The organism is Halomonas garicola (assembly GCF_055382465.1).
In genome coordinates this window covers 311,965-336,069 of the sequence record NZ_AP043931.1, presented here as the reverse complement: position 1 = coordinate 336,069, position 24,105 = coordinate 311,965, and the positions used below count along the sequence as shown (strand labels likewise).

Below are 24,105 nucleotides of genomic sequence, written 5' to 3'. Positions count from 1 at the left end.
CTTGCCTGTCACCCGGCGTTTTAGAGCGCCCGGTCAGGGCGCGTATTCCACTTCGACATCGTAGTCGTCGTCAAAGTCGTCGTCATCACCGTCTTTGTCCCGGGGCTTGCGCTTGCGGCCCAGGCGGGCTTCGGTGCGCGCCACGGCTTCTTCTTCCATGCGCCGACGCATGGCCTGCTCCTCGGCGTAGGCGGTTTCGTCCTCGTGCTCAAGACGCTGCTGCTCTTCGAGCCAGCGGTAAGCCGCCTGGACCAGCGGCTGAGTACCGTCCTGGCTGATGGCCGAGAGGGAAAACACCGGCCCTTCCCAGCCGAGCGCCTCGACGATCTCCCGGGCCCGGGCCTCGCGCTCGTCTTCGGGCAGCAGGTCAAATTTGTTCAGCACCAGCCAGCGCGGGCGCTCGGCAAGGGCCGGGGAGAACTCTTCAAGCTCCCGGGCAATGGCCTTGGCCGACGCCACCGGGTCGGTTTCATCGAAGGGCGCGACGTCGACCACGTGGAGCAGCAGGCGGGTGCGCGTGAGGTGTTTCAGGAAACGCAGCCCGAGCCCCGCGCCTTCCGAGGCGCCCTCGATCAGCCCGGGAATATCCGCCATGACAAAGTGCTCGTGCAGGCCGAGCTTCACCACGCCGAGGTTGGGCACCAGCGTGGTGAACGGGTAGTTGGCGACCTTGGGCTTGGCTGCGGACACCGCGCGGATCAGCGTGGACTTGCCCGCGTTGGGCAGGCCCAGCAGGCCCACATCGGCCATCACTTTCATCTCGAAGCGCAGGTTGCGCCGCTCGCCGTCGGTACCCGGCGTGGTCCGGCGCGGCGCGCGGTTGGTGGACGATTTGAAATGGATGTTACCCAGGCCCCGGCGGCCGCTTTCGGCCACCAGCACCACCTGGCCGCCCTCGGTGACGTCGGCGATGACCTCCAGGGTGTCTTCGTCGATCACCGTGGTGCCCACCGGCACCTTGACGTGCAGATCGTGGCCGGCGCGGCCGCTCATCTGGCGGCCCTGGCCGGGGCGACCGTTTTCCGCCTTGTAAAAGCGCTGGTACTTGAAGTCGATCAGGGTGTTCAGCGAGTCGTCGCCGATCAGGTAGACGCTGCCGCCGTGGCCGCCGTCGCCGCCGTCCGGGCCGCCCTTGGGCACGTACTTTTCGCGGCGAAAGCTCAAGCAGCCGTTGCCGCCATTTCCCGCCTCGACAATCACCGAGGCTTCATCGAGAAATTGCATGGTTGTTGCTCCTGGCCGCTCTCGCCGCCGTTTATCCCAATGGATGCCCTGCGAGCACCCCTTGTGCATTTTGTGGCGCTCTGCGCCGTGCTGCAACAGCTGCCCTGACAGAAAGCCAAGCTGCGCAGACAAAAAAGCCCCGCCGTGGCGGGGCCTGTCGTTCGTAGCGGTCGTTCGGGGAAGCGGTGTCGCTTACGCGGAGACGACGCTGACGAACTTGCGGTTCTTCGGACCCTTGGTCTCGAACTTGATCACGCCTTCGTCGAGCGCGAACAGAGTGTGGTCCTTGCCAATGCCCACGCCGGCGCCGGCATGGAACTTGGTGCCGCGCTGGCGCACGATGATGTTGCCCGGCGTTGCCGCCTGGCCACCAAAGAGCTTCACGCCAAGGCGCTTGGATTCACTGTCGCGACCGTTACGCGTGGAACCGGCGGCTTTCTTATGTGCCATGGTTAATACCTCCTAGCAGGGAAACAACCGCTTACGCGGTAATTCCGGTGATCTTGACTTCAGTGTACCACTGGCGATGGCCCTGGCGGGTCATGCTGTGCTTGCGGCGGCGAAACTTGATGATCTTGATCTTGTCGCCACGGCCGTGATCGACAATCTCTGCCGCCACCTTGGCACCGCTGAGCAGCGGCGCGCCAATCTGGACGTCATCACCGTCGGCCACCAGCATCACTTCGTCAAACTCGATGGTTTCGCCGGTAGGGATTTCCAGCTTCTCAAGCTTGAGCGTCTGGCCTTCCTGAACGCGGTACTGTTTGCCACCGCTTTTGATTACTGCGTACATGTCTTTCTCCGAAACGGATTCTAGTGGCGGCGCCCGGCGCCGCCTTGCTCATCGCGCCTGGCTCTTGTTCGATACGCGCACAATCGACCTGCGGCGAGTGGCGCCCCTTTTGGCAACCATCTGACAGGGAGCATGACAAGCGGCCGCGTATTATAGCGACCCCCGCGCGGGCGCACAACCGCCGATTAAAATCAACCGCGGCGGGCCGTTACCTTGACGACCACCCGGCGCCCCCATAGCATAAGCGGCGTTATCAAGCTTTGGCCCCCGGCGTGTGCCTGCTCATTAGCTTCGTGTTGTCACCGGCATGATTCGCGCGCGTCTGCCTCCACCTCTGCCGCGATGAATGGATCCCATGACCACCGAGACTCCCGCTTCCACGCCTGCCAGTTCATCGCCGCTGCACGCCGCGGTGGCCGATGACTTTGCCGCGGTCAACCGCACCATCATCGAGCAGCTGAGCTCCCGGGTGCCGCTGGTCGAAGCCATCAGCGGCTACATCATCGAAAGCGGCGGCAAGCGCCTGCGCCCGCTGCTGGTGCTGCTGGCCGCGCGCTCGCTGGGCTACGGTAGCAAACAGCACGGCGGCGACAAGCACGTGACCCTTGCCACGCTGATCGAGTTCATGCACACCTCGACGCTTCTGCACGACGACGTGGTGGACGAGTCGCACCTGCGCCGGGGCAAGCAGACCGCCAACGACGCCTGGGGCAACGCACCCTCGGTGCTGGTGGGGGACTTTCTCTACTCGCGCTCGTTCCAGATGATGGTCGACGTGGGCTCCATGCGCATCATGGAAATCCTCTCCGCCGCTACCTGCATCATCGCCGAAGGCGAGGTCCGCCAGCTGACCAACATCGGCAACCCCTCGGTGAGCGAGGACGACTACTTCGCCACCATCCAGGGCAAGACCGCCCAGCTGTTCGAAGCCGCCTCGCAGACCGGCGCCATCATCGCCGAGGCCACCCCGGAGCAGGAAGAAGCGCTCAAGCTCTACGGCCGTTACCTGGGCCTTGCCTTCCAGCTGGTGGACGACCTGCTCGACTACCAGGGCGACGCCGACGCCATGGGCAAGAACGTCGGCGACGATCTCGCCGAGGGCAAGCCCACCCTGCCGCTGTTGCGCGCCATGGAAAAGGGCACCCCGGAGCAGGCCAAGCTCATCCGCCAGGCGATTCGCAAGGGCGGGCTCGACCAGCTCGACGCCGTGCTCGAGATCGTACGCGCCACCGGCGCGCTGGACTACACCCGGGAGCGCGCCGAAGCGATGGCCGAAAAGGCCCTGGCCCAGCTGGCCGCCCTGCCGGAAAGCGAGTTCCGCGACACCATGGAAACGCTCGCCCGCGCCGCCATAGAGCGCAAGGCCTGACCGCCGCCTTCCATACCGCGCGGCCAGAAAAAGCTTGAAACGCCGCCGCAAGCGGCGTATGATCTGCCACCAGTTGACGGCCCACGGCCGACAGCGCTTCGGAATATAGCTCAGCTTGGTAGAGCGCTGCCTTCGGGAGGCAGAGGTCGTAGGTTCGAATCCTGCTATTCCGACCAAACATTTCAATGACTTAGGCCATTCTCTCTTGTCGCACCTGAGTCTAACGTGACCAAAACGTGACTTAAGACCCTCGGAAAATCCGGGGGTTTTTTGTTTCTGCATCCTCCTTTTCATCCAATCGGGCAACGGCAGAACGTATATTCTCCGGTGCCAAATGCGCGTAGCGCTCGGTCATCGTGATGCTAGAGTGACCTAGCAGATCTCGCACTTCTGCCAACGGCACTCCTGACGTAACCAGCCAAGCTGCGCAGGTGTGGCGCATGTCGTGGACACGAAAATCCTGAATACCGGCTTTACGGCATACGGTAGCCCAGGTCTTTTTGATGTCCGCGATACGCTGACCGTTCTGGTTGCAAAATACCCATGGCGTATCCGCACAGTACCGCATGCGAAACTGCAACAGCGACAGCATCGCTTGCCGTGCAGCATTGTTCATCGGCACGCTGCGCCGGCGCTTGGCCTTGGTATGCTCGGCCTCCAGATGAATAAGCTGCGCCTTTAGATCAACACGCTCCCACTCCAGGCCAAGCAGCTCACCACGTCGGCACCCCGTATTCAGCGCCAAGGCAATAAAAGGCTCAAGATAGTGGGGCCTTTCGGGATCGCGGGCAGCAGCCAGCAAGCGCCCCGCCTCTTTCCGCGTGATCCACCTTATACGGCCTTCGGGTTCCTTGAGTCGCCGCTTCTCGCATGGGTTCGGTACTTCCCAGTCCCACTCCTTGCGTGCATGGTTCAACGCGGCGGACATCAACCCGATTTCACGGTTGATCGTCCCGGCGCTCACGCCTTCCTTACGGCGACCGACGATATAATCCCGGATATCGCGTGCCGTCAGCTGCTGCAAATCACACCCCGTAAATACGGGATACAGCTTCTTCAAGCTCCAAGTGTGCCGCTCCGTCGCTCGCCCCATGTTGTCCAGCTCATCCAGATAGGCCAGCATCAGCTCATCGAACGTGCGCGACGGCTGCTCATCCCACTGCTTCTCCATGTGAGATTCCAGGCGCCACTTGCTCAGCAGCGCCTCGGCCTCTTTCCGGCCGGCTGCCGATTTTTTGATGCCAGTCGAGCACCTAACTCGCTTGCCGCGTGCGTCGATGTACGAGGCCCAATAGCACGAGGAGTCCTCACGTTCATAGATGCCGTCTTTACCACGGCTAATTTTGCGCTTCGGCATTTGTTACCTCCTTGCGCACCCAGTCCCGTGCCGCTGTCATTATGCTCAGGTGCCATCTGGCGTGCTACCCAGGCATTGGCTACTGCTACGGGCACGGTGATGCGTCGGCCAACGTGTACGGCGTCCAACTCGCCGCGCTCGATCATCCTGCGAACCGTGCGTGGCGACACGCCACCCAAGCGGCGCGCCGTCTCGTCCAGGCTCAATAGAATCTCGTCTGCCATGACTGCATCCTCTTATCGAATAGCCAGCCGCGTCCCTGCGGTCAGCGTGGCCCCGGGCACCGCCTCACCGGCCTTCAATGCCGCCTTGATCGCGTTGCGGTCCACTTTGATCGTCGTCACCTCCTGCTTGAACCGATCCGGCAGCGACTGCTCGTCTTCCACGGCTACCGCCGGCGGGTTGTTCTGGATCTTCAGCTCAAACCACGGCGACTCGATCCTGCTGATGCCTGCCGCCTCCATGTTGTCGTGCAAATAGTCGCGCAGGCTCGCGGCGCGGTTCTCGATTGCCCGGCGGCGCTTCGCCATCTTCGCTTCGGCCTCCTTGATCGCCTCAGCCGTGGCTTTCAGGTGCTGCATGAAAGCCGCGACGTTGGTGGCTTTCTCCTGCAGCTGGCCTTCCAGCCCTTCCAGCGTGTCGGCGACGGCCTCGGCCGGCAGATCAAGCTCGGGATCGGTCAGGGTTTCCAGCGCTTCCAAGTAATCGGCGCGGATATCGTAAAGTGTGGGCAGTGCCATGTTGCTCTCCTGGCCCCGGCAGCGCCGGGGCGGCTGAGTATTAATAGCGGGGATTCTGGTTGAACTGCTGCGGCGGCATCTGCCCGCTGTAGGGCGCTTGGCCGGCTTGCGGCTGCTGATAGCCCTGCGGCTGGCCCTGGTCGCGCGGGAACATGCTGACCCAGCCATCCCAGTCCTGACCGACCGGCACGCAGTCGAGCTTGATAGATAGCCCGCCGTCATCGTGCTGAAACGCGGTACCGATGCGCTGCCAGCGGTTCTTCATTTGCCCGGTCTGTCGATCCTGGTATTCGCCGGTTTTAACGCTGAGGTCGTGGGTTGCTTGTGCCATGTCGAAGCTCCTTTCGCGGTTGGCGTATCAAGTGCGGCCTGCCGGCCTCCAGCACCAGATAACAGCGGTGCCGGGCTGCCAGCCGCACCGCGGCTGACAGCTTTTTCTCGGGATTAAGATGAATCAATGGGTGGCCCACTGGGTTAAGCGCTTGTCCAGCTGCCGGTACATTTCCGGCGTCAGCTCCGTAAAGCTGCTGATTTGGCCGTGACTGGCACGCTGCAACCAGCTCTTCACGCGCTCACGGTCAAGCTGCAGCTCGGCAATACGCGCTTCTAAGCGTTTGTGCTGCGCTTCCGTGATGCATTTTTGCGACGGTGCTGCCGCCTGGTGCGCCGCTGGTGTTGGATTTTTCGCCGCACCTTGGTGCGCGTTGCCGGCCGCTTTTTCCACGTTTTGCCCATGTGCCATGTCCTCCAAATCTTGCGTAAACACCTCACTTAGCCCCGCCATTCGCAGGGTCGCGTCAATGTGTGCCGATTTCGCGGCCATCTTGAGCGCCTTGTTCAAGTCGTTCCCGTCCTGCTTGAGACTGCGCGCGCCCACGCCATCGGCAACGACGTTGCCGGCGGCATCTTGGATCTCACAGCGCAGAATGACGTGAACCAGGGCCACGCCGTGAAGCGCGGCCTGCTCGTAGTCGCCAAGCGTCGGGTAGTGAATCGTCACGCCGAGCATGCCGCAGATTTTTTCAGCGCCGGGCTTCCAGAGTGACGGCTTCGACGGCCCGCGCCGCGTTGGGATGCGGCCAAAATCGACGTTTTCGATCAGCGCCGAGCGTACCCACTCCATAAGCGCCCGGCGGTTCTCGCCGCGACGATCCAGCCCGGCCTTGAACATTTCAGCCGGCAGATCCAGCGGCGACGCGGCGGCAGTGGCGACGACGGCCGCTTGCGCAGCGGCCGCCTGCGGTTGCGCGGTGTGCTCAATGACTTCATTCGACATGGTGCTGCCCTCCCTGGCGAAACGCCTGACTCCATTCGCGTTCGATACGGTCGGCTTCGCGGCAGTAACGCTGCGCCGCCAGGCCGATCAGCTTTTCGGGCCGGAATACGCCTTCTTCACGCCAGTCTTGGCGCGCTTGCCATTCCGGTGATACGTGTCTAATATCCATGATGTGATCCTCGCACTGGGTCATACCCGGCCCGTAGCCAGCCCCTACACTGACCACGGGCCACTCTCACGCAAGCCTGCTGCTACGTTGACTCTCCAGCTGCGTGACCTCGCCTTCCATCTGACTGATTCGCGCCAAGTCCTGGCTATACGCGCCGTGATCCGCATACGGCAAAAGCGCTTGCGTCTCGCTGATTGCCGCTTTTAGCCCCTTGATTTGCCGCTCCTCGGCTTCTCCGGGCAGCTCTAGCGCCTCCCGAGTATCGGCAAACAACGTGTGGCTAATTTCATCCTCAGCGATCCAGATTTGCAGCTTGCGCGTGTAATAAATCCTTCCGTCATCCATATGGTGTTTCCGTATGGCTTCGGGCACGACTTTTTTCACGCGGTGAAAATTGCTTTGAATATTCATTTCCAGACTCCTTCTAGTGGGTAGTAGCCCCTTCGGGGCGCATGGCGTGGCCGTCCAGCCAGCACAGCAATATGCGTAAATGCTCCGGCGTTGCAGGTTCCTGTGATTGCCCAAGTGCGATTTCGCGCGCCTGGGCTACAAGCGCCGGCTCATACTGCGCGACGCTTTGGCGTACTCGGCTGGCAGCTACACTGCCCCGCTCCAAGCCAGACATAAAACACCTCCAAATTCCGTATGTGAGTGCAGTTACAGGCCCCGGTTTTTCCCTTTATCGCGCCCGAACCGACCGGGTAAAAAAACGCGGAGAGATAATCACTACGTTGTGTAATATATTACTCTCGTTAGTAATATTAGCCTATGCAGGGCCATCTGCCAGGCATTTATGCCCTTTTTGCATACCGTTTTCGCATAGTTAAATGTCTTTTTATTATGATAAAAACGATTCAAGCCTATGTTTTTATTGATTATTTTTGGAAATAAAAACGGTCGCTTTGCGCGACCGTTGATAGTTTCTAAAAGATTAGCCAGCTTAATGCTTGACGCAGCTGAGATGCCGACCAGCCGGGCGGCACGGCAACTTTCAACTCGATGTTGGCACCGGTGCGCTTGCCTGGCCGTGGCCAGCACTGCCAACCCTGGCGGCGCAGCACCCAGCTAGCCGCCAGCGCCGCCGCTTTTGACCGGAGCGGCACGCACACGCAAGCCGGCGCAGGATTTAAGCCGCGCCGTGCCATGCGCTGTGACCACACCCAACCACGCGGCCCCTGCTGCTGAACCACGCCGCCACCGTAGGCAAAACCACCCGACTGAAACGACATAAAGCACCCCCTCGAAAAGCCAATTTACTGTATATAAGTATAGTAAAATTACCGATTTTTTCGAATAAAACAATGCCTTGGGAATGCACTAGAGTTTGGGCGCAGGACAAGCGGCAAATCGCGGGGGCCCCGCGCGGCGGTTTGCGTGGGGTTCCGATTTGCCGCTTGCCGGCGCTGAGCACCGAATGCTGACCCCGGCCAGGGCCGGCCGCGGGGGTTTGCGGACCGGCCCCTGGCTGCCCGCTGGCGAGGCAGGGTTTGACCTTCTCGATGAGGCCACGTAGGCACGGTCATCTGCTGCGGCGGGAAAAGGCAGCCGGGGCAAATAAAAGCGGCGCTTGCGCCGGCATCTTTGAAGGGGTTGGGTTCAAGGGGCGGGCGAAGCCTGCCCCATCAGGGCGGTGAGGGACGAGCCGGCACGTATTAGCGCGCGGAGCGCAAGAGTGCCAGGGATGCAGAAGGCGCGTAAGCGACCGGCTTTGCCGGTTGAAGCGAAGCGGAACCTGTAGCAGCCCGACCGCGAGCGAAGCTGGCGGGGGCACACGGGTGGTCGTTAAACCTCCCGCACCTATTCATGCGGCCCGCTGATTTCCGGCAGGCGGGTGAGCGGCCCCGTAAAAGCGATAGTCGCCTTATCAAGAATGGCGTCTGTCCCACGCTGGAGCCCTTCATCATCGCCGTCGTTTTCCACCATCATGTCGATCAGCTCGCAGGCAATGACAGCAAGCGCATCGCGCACGACATTGTGCTTGTATTTGAGGTCATCGACACCGTAGGTAATCGCCAGCGCACAGAAAATGCCTTCCCGGGAAGCCCAGTCCGGCACACGCTGGTAGCCTCTGGCAACACCGGAGAATATCCCAGCCACACGATCAATCAGCAATGATGCCTCATGCTCAGTTGAGCAATCGGTGAAGTCGGCCAAAAAGCGTCCGAGGATGCGCCGCACCACCTCCGTAGAGGCCAGATCCCTGTTGTCTTCTCCGGGGCCGGCGAGTCTCCGGTAGCTCGCTGACGCGCCTTTTCGTTCCTGATTGCTGTCCATGCCTACCTTTCCTCTTATTGGTTGAAATCTTGTACTTTCGCTGGAGATTCTTTGCAGAAAAGCGCATCCAGTGCGCCCTCGTGTCACGGTCGGCTGCTACCTTTACTCTTACGCACGCTCAACACCTACCGTCCTCTCGGCTCCCACCTCGTAGCCGCTGACCAGCACGTAGCGGCTACCGGGACGCTGCTCCGCCCACTTGCCGCGATAAAAGCGCTTGTCGCGCAGCTGCCGCCAGTAGGGAGCGACGGTGCGCGGCGCGGCCATGGCCGCCGTCAGCTCGCGGTCGGCTCGATCAGCGCTAACCTGGGCAAACGGCACGCCGCTTCTCGCCGCGGGGTGCTTGTTCTTCATCCACTCGGGTATGCCGGCCGTCTGCGCTTCGGGGTAGGCCGACAGGTACATGCCCAGCGACAGCACATAGCGCACCACGGCGCGTAATACCTGCCCTTCCTCATCGTCCATCATTCGCGCGTAGTCGCCGGCGTGATCGACCGCCTCACGGTTGATAAAGCCGCTGATCTGGCTTGGGGTAAAGGCACCGCGAAGCATGGTGGGATTGGTGCTGGTATTGGTATCCAGCGGATTGTGAATCGCCACCACCAGCCACGGCTCCCCCAGCTCCTTCATCTCCATCAGGTTCGGGCTACCGTGAGCACGCAGTAACGCTTCATAGCGGGCCGGCAGCGTGGTCGAATCCACCCACGCCACCAGCGCCCCTTCGACGGGATGCCCGTTAAAGGTCTGCCCGGTGGGAAACGATACCGTGCTGAACTCCCAGGGCCACGCCCAGGCATCCCCTTGTACTCGGCTCAACTGCACCGACTGCAGCCACTGAGACAGCGCAGGCTCGGGCACCACCACATGACCCTCACGCGCGTGGTGCCATTCGAGCATCAAGATTTCGCCGTTGATCGAGCTGATAACACGCTCATCGTGCAGCATCTGGACCAACACTTCGCGCTCTGTTGCTGCCTTTTTCGGCAGGCCAAGCATTTTCACCACCGAGCGCACGTAGCGGCGGGTAAAGCTGGGATAATGGCGGTAAGCGGATTGCGTCATACGTCATCCATGAGTCGCGGCGGCAATTCAAGCAGCATGCCACGAAGCGCAAAAATTGGCATCAGAGCAGCCGCCGGCTTCGCCGGGGGCGGTGGGAGTGACGGCACGGCAGCGGCCATGCGCACGGTGGCGGCGCTTTGCGCGGCCACTTCCACTGAGCCAGCGCCGTGCTGTTGGCATGCGCGGCTGGCCGGGGGTTTGGCGAGCCCGCATGACAACGGCGCAAGCGAGCTACGGGGCCACACTCGCTACGCGCACGATGCCAGCGTCGTGCCGGCCGGGCAGCCGCCAGGCGGCGGTATGCGTGGCGCTGCCCGAGACGGCGCGAGCGGTGAAGTCCGGCACGGGGCAGCATGGCGTCAGCCGTGCGGGCCGGGGTCAAGCCGACGCGGCAGCGTGGGCGCGGTGGATGGCACTGCACGATGCGGGCTGCACCTGACTCTTTCTGAGCAGCTTCGCTTCTCCTTCGCCCGGGGGCGGCGACTCACGCCGCGCAGGCGATGCCAGTCAGGCTCGATCTCAAGCACCGGCGCGTCGATCTCCACGGGGCTGTCGCCGTACACCAGCACCAAGCGCGGCTGAAGCCGCTCGCACATGGCCTCAACGCCGGCACGGTAACGCTCCACCACATGCGCCCGGCGGGCATCCGGCACGCCGATACTCACGATCTGGCCGGGCGGGATGCCGTCGAAACAGTAGGCAAAGCTCGCCTCGTCGCACCAGTTCACCGTGGGTATCACGCGCAGACCCTGGCTCTGCCACCAGCGGCCCAGCCATCGGCTGCGGTAGGTATTCCACTGATTCACCACGGCGGGCCACTGCGGGTAAAGGCTGAAGTCCGGCGTCAGCGCGGCCCAGTAGCGGCGCAGGTGATTCGCCGCGGCGTTGGGCCGGTTCCAGGCCGTCTCGAAGCGGTAGTCATCAAGGTAGAAATGGCAGACATCGCGCAGCTCGAAACTGCGTTTGCTGCGGTACGGCAGCAGCCGAAATGCGGGTGGCAGCTCGGTGAAGTCTTGGGGAAGAATGTCGGGAACCCCCAACGGCGATGCGCTGGGGAATATCTCGCGGGTGCCGGTGGTGTCCCAGCCGCCGGGCTTGCACGTCCACTCGGGCGGCTGGGTGAATGAGCGCGGCACGGGCGCTACGCTTTGGGCTTGGCGTCGTTGCCGCGCCCGCCGTCAAAGTGGGTCATGGCGTTTCTCCTTGTCCCTGGAATAAACCTACCACCAGCAACGCTTCCACTCGATCCATGAGCTTTTGATCTCCCCCAGACCGGGGTTGGTATCCGCGTGGTAGTAGATCTTGCCGTCAGCCCGCCGGATGGCCTTGCTTATGGCATTGGGTCGGCCATGCAGGCCATATAACGACGTTTCCATTTCAGGATGGTAAAACCGACAAATGATGGGCACGTCAACGGGTGGCTGGGTTTGGCTTAGTTGGATGTAACCAGTAGCCATAATTGCTCTCCTGTCGCTTCTCAGCGAGTGGATGGTTAGGTGCTGCACAAGCTACTGTAGACGCAAACAGGTATCAGCGCCAAGTATGGCGACACGCTGGTTTAAAAATCCTCAACCGGCGCATCCTTCGCCTTCTCTATGGCACGCCCCAGCTGACGCTCAGGTAGATAAAAGGAAGTCTCCACCAGCGGCCCCCAGTCGTCTTCGTACACAGCAATCTCAGCCACGCGCACTCCTTCTGGGGCGTTCATCATCAATTCTTGCGCGTTCTGTATATCTTGCTTCGCTTCCAGGATTCCTTCTTGCTCCATCAGCGTCATGCCGAAATAGCCCTGCCGGTGCTGCTCTGCCTCGAACGCGACCAGCGCCGCCTGCATTTCCTCCTCACTGCTGAACGCACCGGCCTTGGCCCGCTCGATAATGTCCAGCGTCTCATACGGCCCCTCGGCGGACACGATTGCAAAGCTGCGAGTCAGGGCACCAATAACGGTGACGTATAGATCGTCACTGTAATCCGCCACCACGGTTGCGTGCGTCAAGCGGTTGTCGTCACCAAAAAAAAGCTGCCCCTGGAATGGATATTCCAGAAACGTCACACCGTCATGGCACAGCGCGAAAACGCCAAGATCGCCCGAGCAGTCATAGTAGCCCTGGCTGCGGGGAAAATCGTCTACATGCTGGCCGTAGTGCCAGTCCTTGAATAGCCGCGTGCTGTCTTCGGCGGCGAAGGCCGGTACGGTAGCCAGTGCCATGCTGGTCAGCACAGCAGTAGTCAGCCCTTGCTTTTTCATGTCGTTCCCTTTTTTGTCACGGGCATACCAGCCCGTTATTTCTTATCATTTTTACGCTGCCCGCTCCCAAGCCGCTCACCCGGGTCAACTCATCCACGCTGCCCCAAGGCCGCATCTCGATAATCTGCTTGGCGCGGGCAGGTCCGACGTTGTGCAGCTCCGCCAGCTGCTCGGCGCTGGCTTCGTTCAAGTCAATGCAGTACGTCGCATCGTTGGCGGCCTCGCTGGCGGCTTCGTAGTCGCTACCGTCAAGCGTCATCAGCTCCATGTCAGCATCACCCAGCGCGATCCAGACCGGCGCGTGATCCGATACGGCATCCCGTGCTTTCACATGATCGCCGGGCAGCAGATCCGTGAAGCGGATAATGCCGCTGTCGGTGATGTTCAGCCTGTCGCTGTGCCAGATGTTGTCGTACAGGTTGCTCCAGGTGCCGTTGGTGGTGCCGAGCGTCGTAGCACCGTTGGTAATCGCCGGTGATGCCCCCAGCTTGCGCAGGGCTGCCCAGCCGGGATGATCCGGCGACAGGTTGAAGTCGCCCATCAGCAGACGCGGCGTGCCGGGATAAACTTCCTCAAGCCAGCCCCAGTAGTCGGCCAGCGCCTCGATCTCTGGCAGCCGGTCGCTGATTCCGTCGCCGTAGGTCACATGCACGGTGGCCGCTACAAACTGCTGACCGCTATCCAGCTCGATGAACTGAGCCGAGTACGGCTCCCGCGCAAAAATATCCTGGCTGTCCAGAAAGACCACCGCGCCTCTATCGTACTCGATCTCACTGTCTCGCCACAGGAAGCCATAACTCTCGCGGTACGTGCTGCGGCCAAGCGCATCGCTAGCCATGCTGGACCATGATTCGCCGCTGGCGGCTTCGACGGCTCGCTCAAGCTCGGCCAGTGCGGCGGGGTCCATCAGCTCCTGAATAGCCAAAAAATCCGCATGCTGGGCGACATGAGCCACCTCAGCCATGGCCTTGTCGTTATTCCAGCCAAGGTGCTTGATATTCCAGCTGCCGATGATGGTATCTGCCAGCGCAACGGGCGGCACGAGGGCTAAAGCGGCAACCAGGGCCGTGGACGCTTTTTTCATGCAGTGCTCTCATCGAGTCATTTACATTCAGCTTCCCGCATAATCAACGCCTCTACAAGCGCATCCGGCTTGGTGCCTGCCTTCTTCGCTATGCGCTCAAGCTCGCGCACGGTATCGGCCTGCAAGCGCAGCGTGATCGTCTCATCCATCGGATACTCAGCCTGGGAGACGCGATATGGCTGCACCGGCTGGTTCAGCCACTCCACGATGCGGCGCCGAAGATGGGCCGTAATGCTTCTGAACGCATTTGGATGGCCGCGTGTGAACAGCCCATCGCGGTAGCCCTGCTCAACATCAGCACGGCTGTGCATGCCCTGCTCCTGCAGGAATACCCGCGTGTGGGGCGAAAGCCCGTGCCACCAGGGCTGCTGCGGCTCGGCAGGCTGCTGTTTCTGGTAGGCTGCGATCAGCTGGGAGACGCGGTCGTCGCTGGTGTCCAGCTCAGCGGCGATTTGCTGCAGGCTGAGGCCCTGCTGCTGCAGCTCATGGGCTTTGCGGGATTGATCGCGGGGTATGGTCATCTGCCCTCCTTGGCAAGTTAGTCATTCTGTAGGCCAATAAACATGCATCAGTGGCAGCAGCGCGCGGCCTTCTGTGTCGAAATGCTGATAGTTTTCTACCGCTAGATTTGCCAAGTCGTCGATATCAACCAAGGCAACAGGATTGGGAGCACGGTCGGCTTCATAGCGGGCTTCGCGTGTAAAACCACCAGTGCTGATGAATATTCCATTTTGACCGCTACGCACCACGCTAATGAAACTGCGCACGGTAGCTGATCCCATGCTGCCAGCACGATGCTTTACCTCTACCTTGATGTGCGGCTTGGTCAGCCCAAGGCCATCCGGCGATGCTTCCACGTCAACACCACGGTCAGGACCACGGGGAGAAACCTTGGTGTGGTAGCCCATTGCGCGAAGGATAGCTGCGGCAAAATGCTCCATTTCTTCCGGTGACAGTTGCTGAATACGGTCCTTAATCAGCTCATGGCTCTGCGCACGGATATTCTCGCTGAGCTGAACATAGTCTGCTTCAACTTCTTCCGGCTCTTGGGCTGGTTCGGCGGCCTTACCTGTCAGCACTGCGCGCATGTCTTCAATAACTGCATCAGACAAGCGGAAAACAGCCAAGGTCGAGCCAAGGGAGCTACGCGTTGCTTGAGTAAGCGCATCACGGGGAACCTTGCCCTCCCATTTCACCCAGCGCACATGGGCGTAATCTTCGACCTGATTGTCTGCCGAGAGAAACTCGTAATGCCCTTTGTCAATGCCTACTAGGTACTCACGATGCTCCGGGCTATAAGTGATGACGGTATCGCCCGCCTGAACCACATCGCAAAACTTGCGGATCATAGCCACAGCATTACCGGTGCGGCCGGGTTTGGCGTTGCCGTGGTGCTCTATATATGCCTGGCGCAGCTCATCATCGGTGCTGTATTGGCCGAGGTCACCGAGCGCGTTCCACCCCACAGCCACGCAGCTACGGGACTCAAAATTATCGAAAAGCCGGCCACCCTCACCGGCGCGAATCATCCATCCTTGTTTCATGCTGACTCCCAAATGTAAAAGACCAAGGCGATAACCGTACACTACGTCAGTACGGCCGTGCATGAGGTGACACCCCCGATTACCAGCACAGTGATTACTCATCTAGCTGCTGTTCATAGGCTACTATCAGCTGGGAGGCGCGGTCGCCGCTGGTGTCCAGCTCGGCGGCGATTTGCTGCAAGCTGAGGCTCTGCTGTGCAGCTCATGGGCCTGGCGGGATAGATCTTGAGGTGTGGTCATGCGCCCTCCTTGGCTACAGCGCATGCAAAAAAACCGGCATATCAGCGCCACTTCACTTATGCACTTCAGTCAAATCGCCAGCGGCAATGTTTGAACTTCATCACGATTAAGATTTAGCCTCAAATTACCGTTCAAGGCATCCATAACCATCTCGGCCACTGACTGGGCCAGATTGCATGGCACCGCATTTCCTATTTGGCGAAAGACTGAGCTTTGCTTGCCGGCAAAATGAAAATTTTCAGGGAATGTCTGAAGCAAGTGGGCCTCGTCAACAGTCATTCTTCGTAAGAAGTTTGGTGCCTCATCTTTTTCAAAAGGCGCGCCACCTTCCATAAGATGCTGGTGATACTTAATCACCCATCCTTCCGCACCTTCGTACAACTGTTTCTCATCAATTATTGGTGTTCTATTACCACCCATACTTGCATGCAAAGTGCTTGAATAGCAGTCGGGGTCTACTGGTCGGCCTTGACCATTGAATAACATCCCTGCATAAGGTGACTTCCTGAGCACCGGGTTTTTAGCTAGAGAAATTCTTGCCTTGACGGTTTTAGGGTTATTTTCGCTACCCGCAGGACCCAAACGTGCAATAACATCCCTCACAACGGGACTCTTTCTATAAAAACCACCCAAGAAATCACTTAAACTACCTACATATTTCTTACTCTTAAAACCCACTATAAACATTCTCTCTCGGGACTGCGGAACTCCAAAATCCTTAGAGTTAAGAATAAGCAACTCAACATGATAACCCAAGCTCTTCGCCTGTTTAAAAATCGACTCTCTTACCAGCTTAAACTTATCGAGAACGCCTAAGGACTTCACATTCTCCATAACAAAAGAAGAAGGTTGAACTTTTTCTACCACCTCCATAAAGCTCATCACTAATTTACTTCTTTCATCTGCTGGATCCATCCTGCCTGCTACAGAAAAACCTTGGCAAGGAGGGCCACCAAAGACACAGTCCACACCCTGAAAGTCATCGAGATCTGAGATAAGGCCATTAATATCACCGCAGACAACATGCGAGCCTAAATTTTCCCGATATGTTGCGCATGCATCGCTATCAAAATCATTTGCCCACAACACTTCAAAGCCAGCTTTCTTAAAGCCAACATCCATGCCGCCGGCGCCACAAAAAAGAGATATAGCAGTTTTATTCTGCATGTCCATGTCAGCTTTACCAAGCAAAATCAATGCATTTATTCGATTTTGGCATATTTTGTACAAAATGTCAAGATCCGTTCAACAACAACATTCTGAGCCAAATGATCATCCAATGCCTAAGCCTTCAACTATACACGACCAAAGATATCAAAAAGCGATTCAAACTATAATAAATGCCAGAAAAAAAGCTGGCCTTTCTCAGTCTGATTTAGCTCAACTAGTTGGCTTCACGCAACCAGATATTTCAAAGATTGAGCGTTTAGAACGCCGCCTAGACATTACGGAATGCATAGATATATTAAACGCCATATCATCTGGCGAAAAGGATTTTTTTAACAAAATATGGAACAGCATACATGAATGTCACTATAGATAAAAACTTAGCTGAAAGCATTTTGAGAGAAGTGATACATGAGGTAAAAAACAGCAACTGGCAACCTTCTGGACGCCGATCGGAAAAAATAAAAAGTGTTATACTAGGAACTCATAAAACCTATAGATACATACTCACCAACGCCATTTTAGCCAAAGTAGCAAATCCAACCTGCAATCCTTTATCCTTACAGTCCGGTGCAAAATTAAACGGTGCTTTCGACGCAAGATCACTATGTCACAATGTTATTGTCCCTATAGAGCGCGAGCTTCTTGCAGGTAGGCTTGGCGAGTCTAACGAACCATTCTTAAACAAACCTGCACGATTCACAGAACTTTCAGAAGAAAACTCCGTAAGGAAAGGCAGAGACACATTTATTTTATCGCAATCCATAGCGATTATACAGAGCCTCCGTAATAATCGTGAAGCGTCACTAGCACTAAAAGAATGCATATATTGGATTCTTCAACGCCAGCCTAGAGAACTAATATCAAGCGTGAAGCATAAAGAAGGCCATTTTTATCCAGCATCTCTAGCAATTTTTTCACAAAATTTGACCCAACAATCTTTTGAAGGCGAGACAGCTGCAATATTGGCTGGAATAACCTTCAACATTTTGGGAGACGTATCAAAAAGATCCTTAAATGTCATAACCCACAAGGTAAACCAATCCGGCGCTTCTTCCAGAGAAGTCTCAGACATAGACGTTTTTGAAAACGAAAATTTGGTGTTCAGCGCCGAAGTTAAAGATAAAGAATTTAATTTTAGCGATGTACAGCATGCGGTAAATAAAATATCTCGAACCAATCTAGATACATTGATATTTTTAAAAGGACCTAATGGCAAGCTTATAAAAGATACTGAAGAGTCCATCATCCATTACTGGCTGAATAAAGGCATCAACCTACATTTTATTAACGTGAATGATTTTTTTTCGAGCATTGTTGCTGCAACAAACGGTATAGAGCGACACATGATTATCCAATGGGCACACAGCCATATTAGCTCGGCCAAGGTTAAAGACGAAACATTCAATCATATTGTTCGCTGCATAAACGATCTTTAGCGCTACCGCCACTCCCACGGTCGCTGCTGTAGCCCCGGCTCAGCCCACACGCCACGGCCCGCTTCCCGCGCCGCCTCATTCGCGCGGCGGTAGCGGGCTTCGCTGCAATACTGCGGGTACATAGCCGCCTGCCCGGCCTCGACCATCGCCAGATTCAGGCTGGTCTGCCCTGCCATCACTTCGCCTACCAAGCGGCCGTACTGGTCGCGGTCGTGTTCGATAATACGCACGCGCTGCGGCATCATCTGTCGCAAGTGGTCACGGCTGCGCTGCCCCCAGGGCCGCTGCTCCATCTCGGGGGTGTCGATGCAGTACAACCGGACGCGCTCTTGTTTGCCGCTGCAGCTCACGGTGATGGTATCACCGTCATAAATCTTGAGCACGCGGCACTCACCGCTGCCTGTAGCCACCTGCTCACCGGTGGCCGCGAACTCCGGCCAGATCCATGGCAGGCTCAGGCTGGCGGCAGCCACGCCCCAGAACAGCACGATGCGCCGGTGCCGGATATACCGCACTCCTCTCTGCACGGAACGGTATATTGTGCGTGTTTTATCCATGTCTCCTACCTGTCACGAGAAATCTTGCCATTTTGCAGCATCCACGGGCGCAACTCAGCGGGAATCAGATCCACGACCTCATCATTCAATGCCAGATTCGGCACCCCAACGCCGGGGGCGTGGCGCACCTGAACCGTCAGCAGCACGTCACGCAATGGCCGTGCGCCCCAGGTCTCCAGCATTTCCGGCGCAGCGTAAGTCAGGCTGACCGTATCACCGCTGACTGCCACGCTGGGCAGCTGCTCCTTGAGCCCTTTCGCGGTCAGGCTGCCAATCAGGTAAACCTCTCCCAGCGGCTGCAGCGGTTCCAAAGCGGCCACCAACGCCGCCGGCGAGGTGTGCGATGCCGTCAGCTCGCGGGTCGTCGTGATCTGCGCCTCACCCTTTACCGCTACGGCGCTATCCGCGTACCAGTCACAGCCACCACCACGGCACACCGTCTGCGGCCCGCTCGATGTCGCTACCAGCAGCCCACTACTTTGCCATGGACCAATAATCGGATAGTCGCCGCCCACATCTTCCAGCGTCAGGTTATCGCGCCCGGCCAGCCGCAGCTCCCAACGATGCTCGCCCTTCTCCGCATCGTAGCGGGCGCGAGCGGCGGCCATGTCACCAATCGCGGCGGTAATCACCCCGCCGGTGCCTGGCTTACTCTGCGCAAGTCCAATCATCGGCACCGTTGCCACGATCAGCACCACGGCAAACACCAGCTCCCCCCAGCCCATCGCGCGCATGCGGTAGCGCTCGTTACCGGGCAGCACGCAACGCCATCGCGCCGGCCAGAACCACTCCACACCGGCCGGCGTCAGCATGTCCGCCGCAGCATGCGAGGCATAGCCGGCCACCACGGCCAGCCATGCGCCGCGCGGCAGCAGCGGCCACAGCAGCAATGCCAGCACGACGCAGGCGAGCAGCGAATGAGTCAGGGTGCGGTGGCCGAAGCGATATTCCAGCGGCTCGGATATCCACGGGAACAAACGGCCAATATGGCTTTGTCGCTTGTCGAGGTCGGGTAGCAGCGCGGCAGTCGCGGCCAGACACGCCTCCGGCCAGCTGGGCGCGTGGCTCACGGCCAGGCTCACGGCAACAAAGGTGGTCTGCCCGATAACAAGGTGTGTGGGAGTCAGCATCAGCGCCGGCTCCGCATCTGGAAGAAAAAGAATCGCAGCCCCATGAACAGCGCAGTGGCCACGCCAGACAACACCAGCATTTCCACCTCACCTACGCCACGGGCGATGTAGCGAGTTGCCATGAAAATCACCAGTATCACCACCAGCAGCGGCGTCATGTCCACGTATTGAATGCCTGCCTGGTGGTACAGCGAGCGTGCCTTGGCCGGCGTGATTTCCGGCTCCTTGCTGGCCTCCTCCATCAGCCCCCGGATCGCCGCCGGCACGCCGCCGCTGGCCTGGGCAACGTGGCGCAGGAACCGGTCACGGGTAGGCTCGTCGGAAAATCGCAGCGGATGATGTGCCATCCAGCGCTCGGCCAGCTGGCGGCTTTCGGCCAGCGGCAGCGGCTTGAGCTCAACGGTAGTCTGGAAGCGCCACACCAGCTGCTCAATGCGGCTGCGACGGTTGCTTTCGTCCATGCAGGCCACCATCTGGGCGCAGTCGAGCAGCACTGTAAACAGCTCCGCCTGACTGGGCGGCACCTCCAGCGTCTCCAACAGAACCAGAAAGCGCCGCTTGCGCAGGCTGGTTTCCAGCAGCGCCATGGTGTCTGCCACCGGCAAGCGACGCAGAGGCCGCACCAAATCCGTCCACGGCAGGCTGCCCTCGCGCCGGGCACGCGCCAAAGTGCGCGGCGGCAGCAATGCCGCCGGCACTTCAAGGCCACAGGATTCATGGATCTGGCCGGCCAAGGCCAACAGCGTGCTTTTCGTTGTGCCGGCAGGCACGAACAGCACCGGCAGTTCGCTGTCTCCAAGCCGGCTACGCAGGTGCCGCAAGAACGCCGACTTGCCGATGCCGGCGCGGCCGGTTATCAGGACATTGGCGCCACGCCGGATGGCATCTAGTGCAGCGTCGGCGTCGTGTGCGCGGCCAATAAATCCCGTAACGTCATCCATTGACGGCCTCCGTATTCTCGCGCCACGCGGTCCCGGGCGGCGTTGAGCGCCTGCTGCGCTTTCTGATACTCCATCTCGGTGCGCTGGGCGGTTTCCGTCGCGCTCCACAGCGTATCCGGCTCGCTGATGCCCTCCTCAACCTGCCGCTGCCGGTACTCCAGCTGATCGCGGTAAAAATCCCGCATGGTCTCGGCTTCAAGTGCCGCAGCACTCAGCGTTTCCAGCTCAGCCAGTGCGGCCATGAAGGCCGTGGTGATCAAGGCCCGCTTCTCTACCCAGGCACTACGCGCCGTGGCGCTGCGCAGCTCATGGCTACGGTCAAACAGCGGGATGGTGACACGAATACCGGCGTTGGCTCCGGCGGCACCGCCTTCAGTCGTGCCTCGCTGAGTCCAGCCCAGCGTGATGTCGCTGGACCAGTCGCGCTGCCGCGTCGTCTCGCGGTATTCGCTGCGATGTGCCTGCAGCACCGGGTGGGCTTTGTGTACCAGCGCCAAGGCATCATCCAGCGGCGCGGCATGAGCGAAAAGTGGAGCGGCCAGTGCAACGGCGGCCGCCATGCCTGCCGGGCGGATCATCCGAACATATCCTGCTGCGTGGGCTGCATGCTGACCAGAACCAGCGACGACTGCTGCAGTACCAGCAGCTCTTTCACCTGGGCCAGCGCGTCGTTATCCATGCCTTCGGATTCCAGCACGATTTGCAGCTTGCCTTCGTCGGTTGTGGTGATCTTCTTGACCTTGGTGGTCAGCTCGTCCACCCGCGACTCGACGGGCAGCGTCTGGCCGTCCGGGCTGATGTGAATCATGTTGCCTTCATGGCGCGATGTAGCGGTCATAATTAGCGTCCTTTCTAATGTAAAACGGCTTGTTGAGCGGTATGGCCGGGCAGCATGTGCGGACTCGGCACGGTATCCATCAGCGGCTCGCCTTCATCGCCGCCCAGGTATTCAACAATCACCTGCTGCGCTTCCTGCCAGCCTCGGCACACCTCGGCTCGGTAGCCCTGCGCGATAAGTGCCAGCAACCAGCTGCGCTGCGTCGATGACAGCCGGCCGGTGCCGGTTTTCATCTCGATATACAGCCCCGACCAGGGCGGGCGTGTGACGGGCAGGCAAATGTCCGGCACGCCCGGCTTGACGCCTTCGGCCTTGAGCATGGCGGCGGTGATCTTGTTGCGCTTGCCGCCGTTTGGAATGGCAAACATCAGGGCCAGCTCCGGCCAGCGGTGCGTATGAAACTCCGCCCAGCTGAACAAAGTCGCCTGCTCCTGATGTTCCGTTGCCCTGTTTTTCATGGTCGATGAACCTCCGTTTTCAATGCCTGTAAAACAGACCGGGCATACGCGGCGTCCTGCCGCTTGGGGCGTGGTAGCCGATACACCTGCACCTGTGGGGCACAGGCCTCGCGGTAACGCTCACGAATCTCTGCCACCGTAGGGAAAAAGCGCTGCTGCGCGACAATGGCCTTGGTCACGCCGAGAAACGTCTGGTCGTCCAGCTGCCGCAGCTGGTCCCAATAAACCGCCAGGCGCTCGCGGCTCAGCTCAGTGCCATACGCGGCCGCCAGATATGCCATGCCTTTTTGAAACGTCGTGCTCTGCATACTCCTGCCCTCCTGCAAACAGCGAGTCCAGCGCTTCCAACGTGCCGCCAATTCGCTGCGCTTCACCGTGTCGCGGCCGCTGGGCGGTGGCCGCCAACGGCTCGATATCCGTTTCCAGTTCATCCTCCCACCCGCGCCGGCGCAGCCAGGTTGCCGGGTACGGGATAAACTGCCCGCTCTCCTTGCGCCAATCCGGTGACGCCCGGGCCATCGCCACGGCGTGCAGGATTCGCTCGGTCAGCGCGTCATCAGGCTGCAGCCGTTGCCACGCCTTGCGCGCATCCGACTTGCCACGGCGCTTCGGGTACGCCGCCCAGAACACCGCAAAGGACTCTTCCTGAGCAGCTTTGCCGCTTTTCGCCTGCGGCTCGGCTGACGCATTCAGCTCAATCTCCGGTGAAGCGCAAGACAGGGGTTCTCTGTTCTTGCTCTGTTCCTGGTATGTTCGGGTGGGCATTTCACCCGCCGTTTCGGGGGTAAAACACCCGCCTTTTTGTGGCGATTCACCCGCCCTTTCCTGCGTTTCAGCGGGTATATTGCCCGCCCTTTGTGGCGATTCACCCGCCGTTTGCATTACCTGCCACAGTCGGTAGCGTGACGTTGCGGAGCGTCCACCGCCGGCCTCAATCGTCAGCCAGCCAAAGCCTTCCAGACGCCGGAGCGTGCGCTGTACGTCGCGTCGGTCGATGCCGGTCAGCTGCGCAAGCGTTGCCACTGCCGGCCAGCAGGCGCGGTCAGCATCGGCGTGGGCGTACAGCACGCCCAGTACGCGCAGATCCCGAGCGCCCAGCCGGCGATCAGTAAACGCGGCCGTTGGCATCCAGGCATGCGCCGGGACAGCCATCAGGCTACCTCGTCGGCAATGAGCGCAGACAGCGGCACTTCCAGCGCTGCTGCAATGCTCCGCAGACGCTCCAGCGTGACCGAGCGCTCTCCCCGTTCGATCCGGCTGATAATGCTTTGGTCACAATCAAGGCGGTAGGCTAATTCCGTCTGGGACCATCCTTTGGCCCGCCGTATTTCGCGCAGCATCATGGCCTCACCTCCTCCATGGTAGTAATATTATCGAGTAATGCAGTAATTTTTTTGGGCGCAAAATATGATTCGCCCGCATAATGCAGCACTTTCTCTCTCTCACTTTGAAGCATGCAGACCCATGAACGTCGATCCGCACAGTTTTCGTACCGCCCGGCGAAATAGCCAGCTGACACAAAAGCAGCTGGCAGAGAGAGCTGGCATCCAGCAAAGCCACGTCTCACACATCGAAAAGGGGCTTCGGGGACTCTCCGACGACCTTCTCGACCGCATCGCCGGCATTCTCCATGTCACCACCGAATACCTACGCGGCGTTGACCAGGAAGCCAGCATCCAGCATCACATCATCATCGGCCCTGATATTCCGGCTGGCCTTCGCGCACTGGCCTGTGACGATGCCTTCGTCAAAGCCATAGGTGTCACCGATCAGGAATGGCACGCACTGCTGTCCATCGACCTGCCCAAGCCGACAAATCGGGACGGCTATATGCAGCTTCTGCTCACCATCCGGGCGATCTGCCAACGTGACTAAAACGTGACTTACGTCAGTCACGTTCTGGCCACTATTGTCACGAAGGGTCACGTTTTCACGGGAAGGGGCGCTATAAGATGTTGATTTTATAGGCTTACAAGAGAGGGAAATGGATTCGGGAGGCAGAGGTCGTAGGTTCGAATCCTGCTATTCCGACCAACATCAGAAAAAGGGCTTACGCTGCGGCGTAAGCCCTTTTTTGTGGGTCATCGTTACCATAATGGGTAGCTAGGGCAGCCATAAACCGGCGGGAATTGGCGTATTAAACGGCAGGCCTACGGCCTGCTTTCGCGCAATAAATTGCGCTCCCACCGGCACGG

At 59.3% G+C, this 24,105-nt stretch carries 31 protein-coding genes, 1 tRNA gene and 1 pseudogene; 5 read left to right on the top strand and 28 right to left on the bottom strand.

The window, feature by feature from the left end; all coding sequences use genetic code 11:
• Positions 1-33 precede the first annotated feature (33 nt).
• The 3 genes from cgtA to rplU all read right to left on the bottom strand — a co-directional run bounded on the left by cgtA (position 34) and on the right by rplU (position 2,017).
• A complete protein-coding gene (gene cgtA, locus ACZ46Y_RS01985) occupies positions 34-1,224 on the bottom strand; it encodes an Obg family GTPase CgtA (protein WP_311955906.1) in 1,191 nt (396 codons plus the stop codon).
• A gap of 192 nt (positions 1,225-1,416) precedes the next feature.
• Positions 1,417-1,674 carry a 50S ribosomal protein L27 gene (gene rpmA / locus ACZ46Y_RS01980; RefSeq protein WP_311955905.1) on the bottom strand — a complete coding sequence of 86 codons (258 nt, stop codon included), beginning with the start codon at positions 1,672-1,674 and terminating at the stop codon, positions 1,417-1,419.
• Positions 1,675-1,705: 31 nt separating this feature from the next.
• Positions 1,706-2,017 (bottom strand): 50S ribosomal protein L21, encoded by a 312-nt coding sequence (rplU, locus tag ACZ46Y_RS01975; protein WP_311955903.1) that lies wholly within the window; start codon positions 2,015-2,017, stop codon positions 1,706-1,708.
• Between the two features lie 355 nt (positions 2,018-2,372).
• Here rplU and ispB point away from each other — a divergent pair, with 355 nt between their 5' ends.
• Positions 2,373-3,386, top strand: coding sequence for an octaprenyl diphosphate synthase (gene ispB / locus ACZ46Y_RS01970; protein ID WP_311955901.1), 1,014 nt, complete (start codon positions 2,373-2,375; stop codon positions 3,384-3,386).
• A 99-nt stretch (positions 3,387-3,485) separates the two neighbouring features.
• A tRNA-Pro gene (locus tag ACZ46Y_RS01965) sits at positions 3,486-3,562 on the top strand.
• A 65-nt stretch (positions 3,563-3,627) separates the two neighbouring features.
• On the opposite strand, the gene ACZ46Y_RS01960 is transcribed toward ACZ46Y_RS01965, so the two are convergent.
• The 16 genes and pseudogenes from ACZ46Y_RS01960 to ACZ46Y_RS01885 all read right to left on the bottom strand — a co-directional run bounded on the left by ACZ46Y_RS01960 (position 3,628) and on the right by ACZ46Y_RS01885 (position 16,547).
• Complete coding sequence (locus ACZ46Y_RS01960) at positions 3,628-4,743, bottom strand: tyrosine-type recombinase/integrase (RefSeq protein ID WP_311955899.1); 1,116 nt, start codon at positions 4,741-4,743, stop codon at positions 3,628-3,630.
• 116 nt (positions 4,744-4,859) lie between these two features.
• Positions 4,860-4,967: pseudogene (locus ACZ46Y_RS01955) on the bottom strand (hypothetical protein); the annotation flags it as partial.
• Positions 4,968-4,979: 12 nt separating this feature from the next.
• Entirely contained in the window at positions 4,980-5,483 is a 504-nt protein-coding gene (locus ACZ46Y_RS01950) for a siphovirus Gp157 family protein (RefSeq protein ID WP_311955897.1), read from the bottom strand.
• Between the two features lie 40 nt (positions 5,484-5,523).
• Positions 5,524-5,814, bottom strand: a complete 291-nt coding sequence (locus ACZ46Y_RS01945) for a hypothetical protein (RefSeq protein WP_311955896.1) — start codon at positions 5,812-5,814, stop codon at positions 5,524-5,526.
• Between the two features lie 123 nt (positions 5,815-5,937).
• Positions 5,938-6,759 carry a hypothetical protein gene (locus ACZ46Y_RS01940; protein WP_311955890.1) on the bottom strand — a complete coding sequence of 274 codons (822 nt, stop codon included), beginning with the start codon at positions 6,757-6,759 and terminating at the stop codon, positions 5,938-5,940.
• On the bottom strand, positions 6,749-6,928 hold the full coding sequence (locus ACZ46Y_RS01935) for a hypothetical protein (protein WP_311955888.1): 180 nt from the start codon (positions 6,926-6,928) through the stop codon (positions 6,749-6,751). Before ACZ46Y_RS01935 ends, ACZ46Y_RS01940 begins: the two co-directional genes overlap by 11 nt.
• Positions 6,929-6,994: 66 nt before the next feature.
• The gene (locus tag ACZ46Y_RS01930; protein WP_311955885.1) at positions 6,995-7,339 is read right to left on the bottom strand and encodes a hypothetical protein; all 345 of its coding nucleotides are present in this window, start codon (positions 7,337-7,339) and stop codon (positions 6,995-6,997) included.
• 1,386 nt (positions 7,340-8,725) lie between these two features.
• Positions 8,726-9,202 (bottom strand): hypothetical protein, encoded by a 477-nt coding sequence (locus ACZ46Y_RS01925; RefSeq protein WP_311955882.1) that lies wholly within the window; start codon positions 9,200-9,202, stop codon positions 8,726-8,728.
• Positions 9,203-9,310: 108 nt separating this feature from the next.
• Positions 9,311-10,264, bottom strand: a complete 954-nt coding sequence (locus tag ACZ46Y_RS01920; protein WP_311955880.1) for a hypothetical protein — start codon at positions 10,262-10,264, stop codon at positions 9,311-9,313.
• A gap of 359 nt (positions 10,265-10,623) precedes the next feature.
• Complete coding sequence (locus tag ACZ46Y_RS01915; protein ID WP_311955879.1) at positions 10,624-11,400, bottom strand: DUF4417 domain-containing protein; 777 nt, start codon at positions 11,398-11,400, stop codon at positions 10,624-10,626.
• An 84-nt stretch (positions 11,401-11,484) separates the two neighbouring features.
• A complete protein-coding gene (locus tag ACZ46Y_RS01910) occupies positions 11,485-11,721 on the bottom strand; it encodes a hypothetical protein (RefSeq protein WP_311955878.1) in 237 nt (78 codons plus the stop codon).
• 101 nt (positions 11,722-11,822) lie between these two features.
• Positions 11,823-12,512 carry a hypothetical protein gene (locus ACZ46Y_RS01905; RefSeq protein ID WP_311955877.1) on the bottom strand — a complete coding sequence of 230 codons (690 nt, stop codon included), beginning with the start codon at positions 12,510-12,512 and terminating at the stop codon, positions 11,823-11,825.
• Positions 12,513-12,528: 16 nt separating this feature from the next.
• Positions 12,529-13,596 carry a helix-hairpin-helix domain-containing protein gene (locus ACZ46Y_RS01900; RefSeq protein WP_311955875.1) on the bottom strand — a complete coding sequence of 356 codons (1,068 nt, stop codon included), beginning with the start codon at positions 13,594-13,596 and terminating at the stop codon, positions 12,529-12,531.
• A 17-nt stretch (positions 13,597-13,613) separates the two neighbouring features.
• Complete coding sequence (locus ACZ46Y_RS01895) at positions 13,614-14,117, bottom strand: hypothetical protein (RefSeq protein WP_311955874.1); 504 nt, start codon at positions 14,115-14,117, stop codon at positions 13,614-13,616.
• 21 nt (positions 14,118-14,138) lie between these two features.
• A complete protein-coding gene (locus tag ACZ46Y_RS01890) occupies positions 14,139-15,140 on the bottom strand; it encodes a restriction endonuclease (protein ID WP_311955872.1) in 1,002 nt (333 codons plus the stop codon).
• A 309-nt stretch (positions 15,141-15,449) separates the two neighbouring features.
• A complete protein-coding gene (locus ACZ46Y_RS01885) occupies positions 15,450-16,547 on the bottom strand; it encodes a DNA cytosine methyltransferase (protein WP_311955870.1) in 1,098 nt (365 codons plus the stop codon).
• On the opposite strand from ACZ46Y_RS01885, the gene ACZ46Y_RS01880 reads away from it, so the two are divergent.
• Both ACZ46Y_RS01880 and ACZ46Y_RS01875 read left to right on the top strand, forming a co-directional pair.
• Positions 16,546-16,923, top strand: a complete 378-nt coding sequence (locus ACZ46Y_RS01880; RefSeq protein WP_311955868.1) for a helix-turn-helix domain-containing protein — start codon at positions 16,546-16,548, stop codon at positions 16,921-16,923. The genes ACZ46Y_RS01885 and ACZ46Y_RS01880 overlap by 2 nt on opposite strands.
• Positions 16,904-17,986: a restriction endonuclease, SacI family gene (locus tag ACZ46Y_RS01875; protein WP_311955866.1), complete on the top strand. Its 1,083-nt coding sequence runs from the start codon at positions 16,904-16,906 to the stop codon at positions 17,984-17,986. Before ACZ46Y_RS01880 ends, ACZ46Y_RS01875 begins: the two co-directional genes overlap by 20 nt.
• Before the next feature lie 2 nt (positions 17,987-17,988).
• Here ACZ46Y_RS01875 and ACZ46Y_RS01870 read toward each other — a convergent pair whose 3' ends face one another.
• Genes ACZ46Y_RS01870 through ACZ46Y_RS01830 form a run of 9 tightly spaced genes read right to left on the bottom strand, consistent with a single transcriptional unit; the run spans position 17,989 to position 23,253 of the window.
• Complete coding sequence (locus ACZ46Y_RS01870; RefSeq protein ID WP_311955864.1) at positions 17,989-18,543, bottom strand: thermonuclease family protein; 555 nt, start codon at positions 18,541-18,543, stop codon at positions 17,989-17,991.
• A gap of 5 nt (positions 18,544-18,548) precedes the next feature.
• Positions 18,549-19,673 (bottom strand): metal-dependent hydrolase, encoded by a 1,125-nt coding sequence (locus tag ACZ46Y_RS01865; RefSeq protein ID WP_311955862.1) that lies wholly within the window; start codon positions 19,671-19,673, stop codon positions 18,549-18,551.
• On the bottom strand, positions 19,673-20,614 hold the full coding sequence (locus tag ACZ46Y_RS01860; RefSeq protein ID WP_311955860.1) for an AAA family ATPase: 942 nt from the start codon (positions 20,612-20,614) through the stop codon (positions 19,673-19,675). The genes ACZ46Y_RS01865 and ACZ46Y_RS01860 overlap by 1 nt, the downstream gene beginning before the upstream one ends.
• Positions 20,560-21,192: a TolC family protein gene (locus ACZ46Y_RS01855; RefSeq protein WP_311955858.1), complete on the bottom strand. Its 633-nt coding sequence runs from the start codon at positions 21,190-21,192 to the stop codon at positions 20,560-20,562. The genes ACZ46Y_RS01860 and ACZ46Y_RS01855 overlap by 55 nt, the downstream gene beginning before the upstream one ends.
• The gene (locus tag ACZ46Y_RS01850) at positions 21,189-21,452 is read right to left on the bottom strand and encodes a hypothetical protein (RefSeq protein WP_311955856.1); all 264 of its coding nucleotides are present in this window, start codon (positions 21,450-21,452) and stop codon (positions 21,189-21,191) included. The genes ACZ46Y_RS01855 and ACZ46Y_RS01850 overlap by 4 nt, the downstream gene beginning before the upstream one ends.
• A gap of 14 nt (positions 21,453-21,466) precedes the next feature.
• Positions 21,467-21,910: a VRR-NUC domain-containing protein gene (locus tag ACZ46Y_RS01845; RefSeq protein ID WP_311955854.1), complete on the bottom strand. Its 444-nt coding sequence runs from the start codon at positions 21,908-21,910 to the stop codon at positions 21,467-21,469.
• Positions 21,907-22,218, bottom strand: a complete 312-nt coding sequence (locus ACZ46Y_RS01840) for a hypothetical protein (RefSeq protein WP_311955851.1) — start codon at positions 22,216-22,218, stop codon at positions 21,907-21,909. Before ACZ46Y_RS01840 ends, ACZ46Y_RS01845 begins: the two co-directional genes overlap by 4 nt.
• Entirely contained in the window at positions 22,160-23,062 is a 903-nt protein-coding gene (locus ACZ46Y_RS01835; RefSeq protein ID WP_311955849.1) for a helix-turn-helix domain-containing protein, read from the bottom strand. The genes ACZ46Y_RS01840 and ACZ46Y_RS01835 overlap by 59 nt, the downstream gene beginning before the upstream one ends.
• Positions 23,062-23,253: a helix-turn-helix domain-containing protein gene (locus ACZ46Y_RS01830; RefSeq protein ID WP_311955847.1), complete on the bottom strand. Its 192-nt coding sequence runs from the start codon at positions 23,251-23,253 to the stop codon at positions 23,062-23,064. The genes ACZ46Y_RS01835 and ACZ46Y_RS01830 overlap by 1 nt, the downstream gene beginning before the upstream one ends.
• A gap of 121 nt (positions 23,254-23,374) precedes the next feature.
• On the opposite strand from ACZ46Y_RS01830, the gene ACZ46Y_RS01825 reads away from it, so the two are divergent.
• Positions 23,375-23,785, top strand: a complete 411-nt coding sequence (locus tag ACZ46Y_RS01825) for a helix-turn-helix domain-containing protein (protein WP_311955846.1) — start codon at positions 23,375-23,377, stop codon at positions 23,783-23,785.
• Positions 23,786-24,105: the final 320 nt, after the last annotated feature.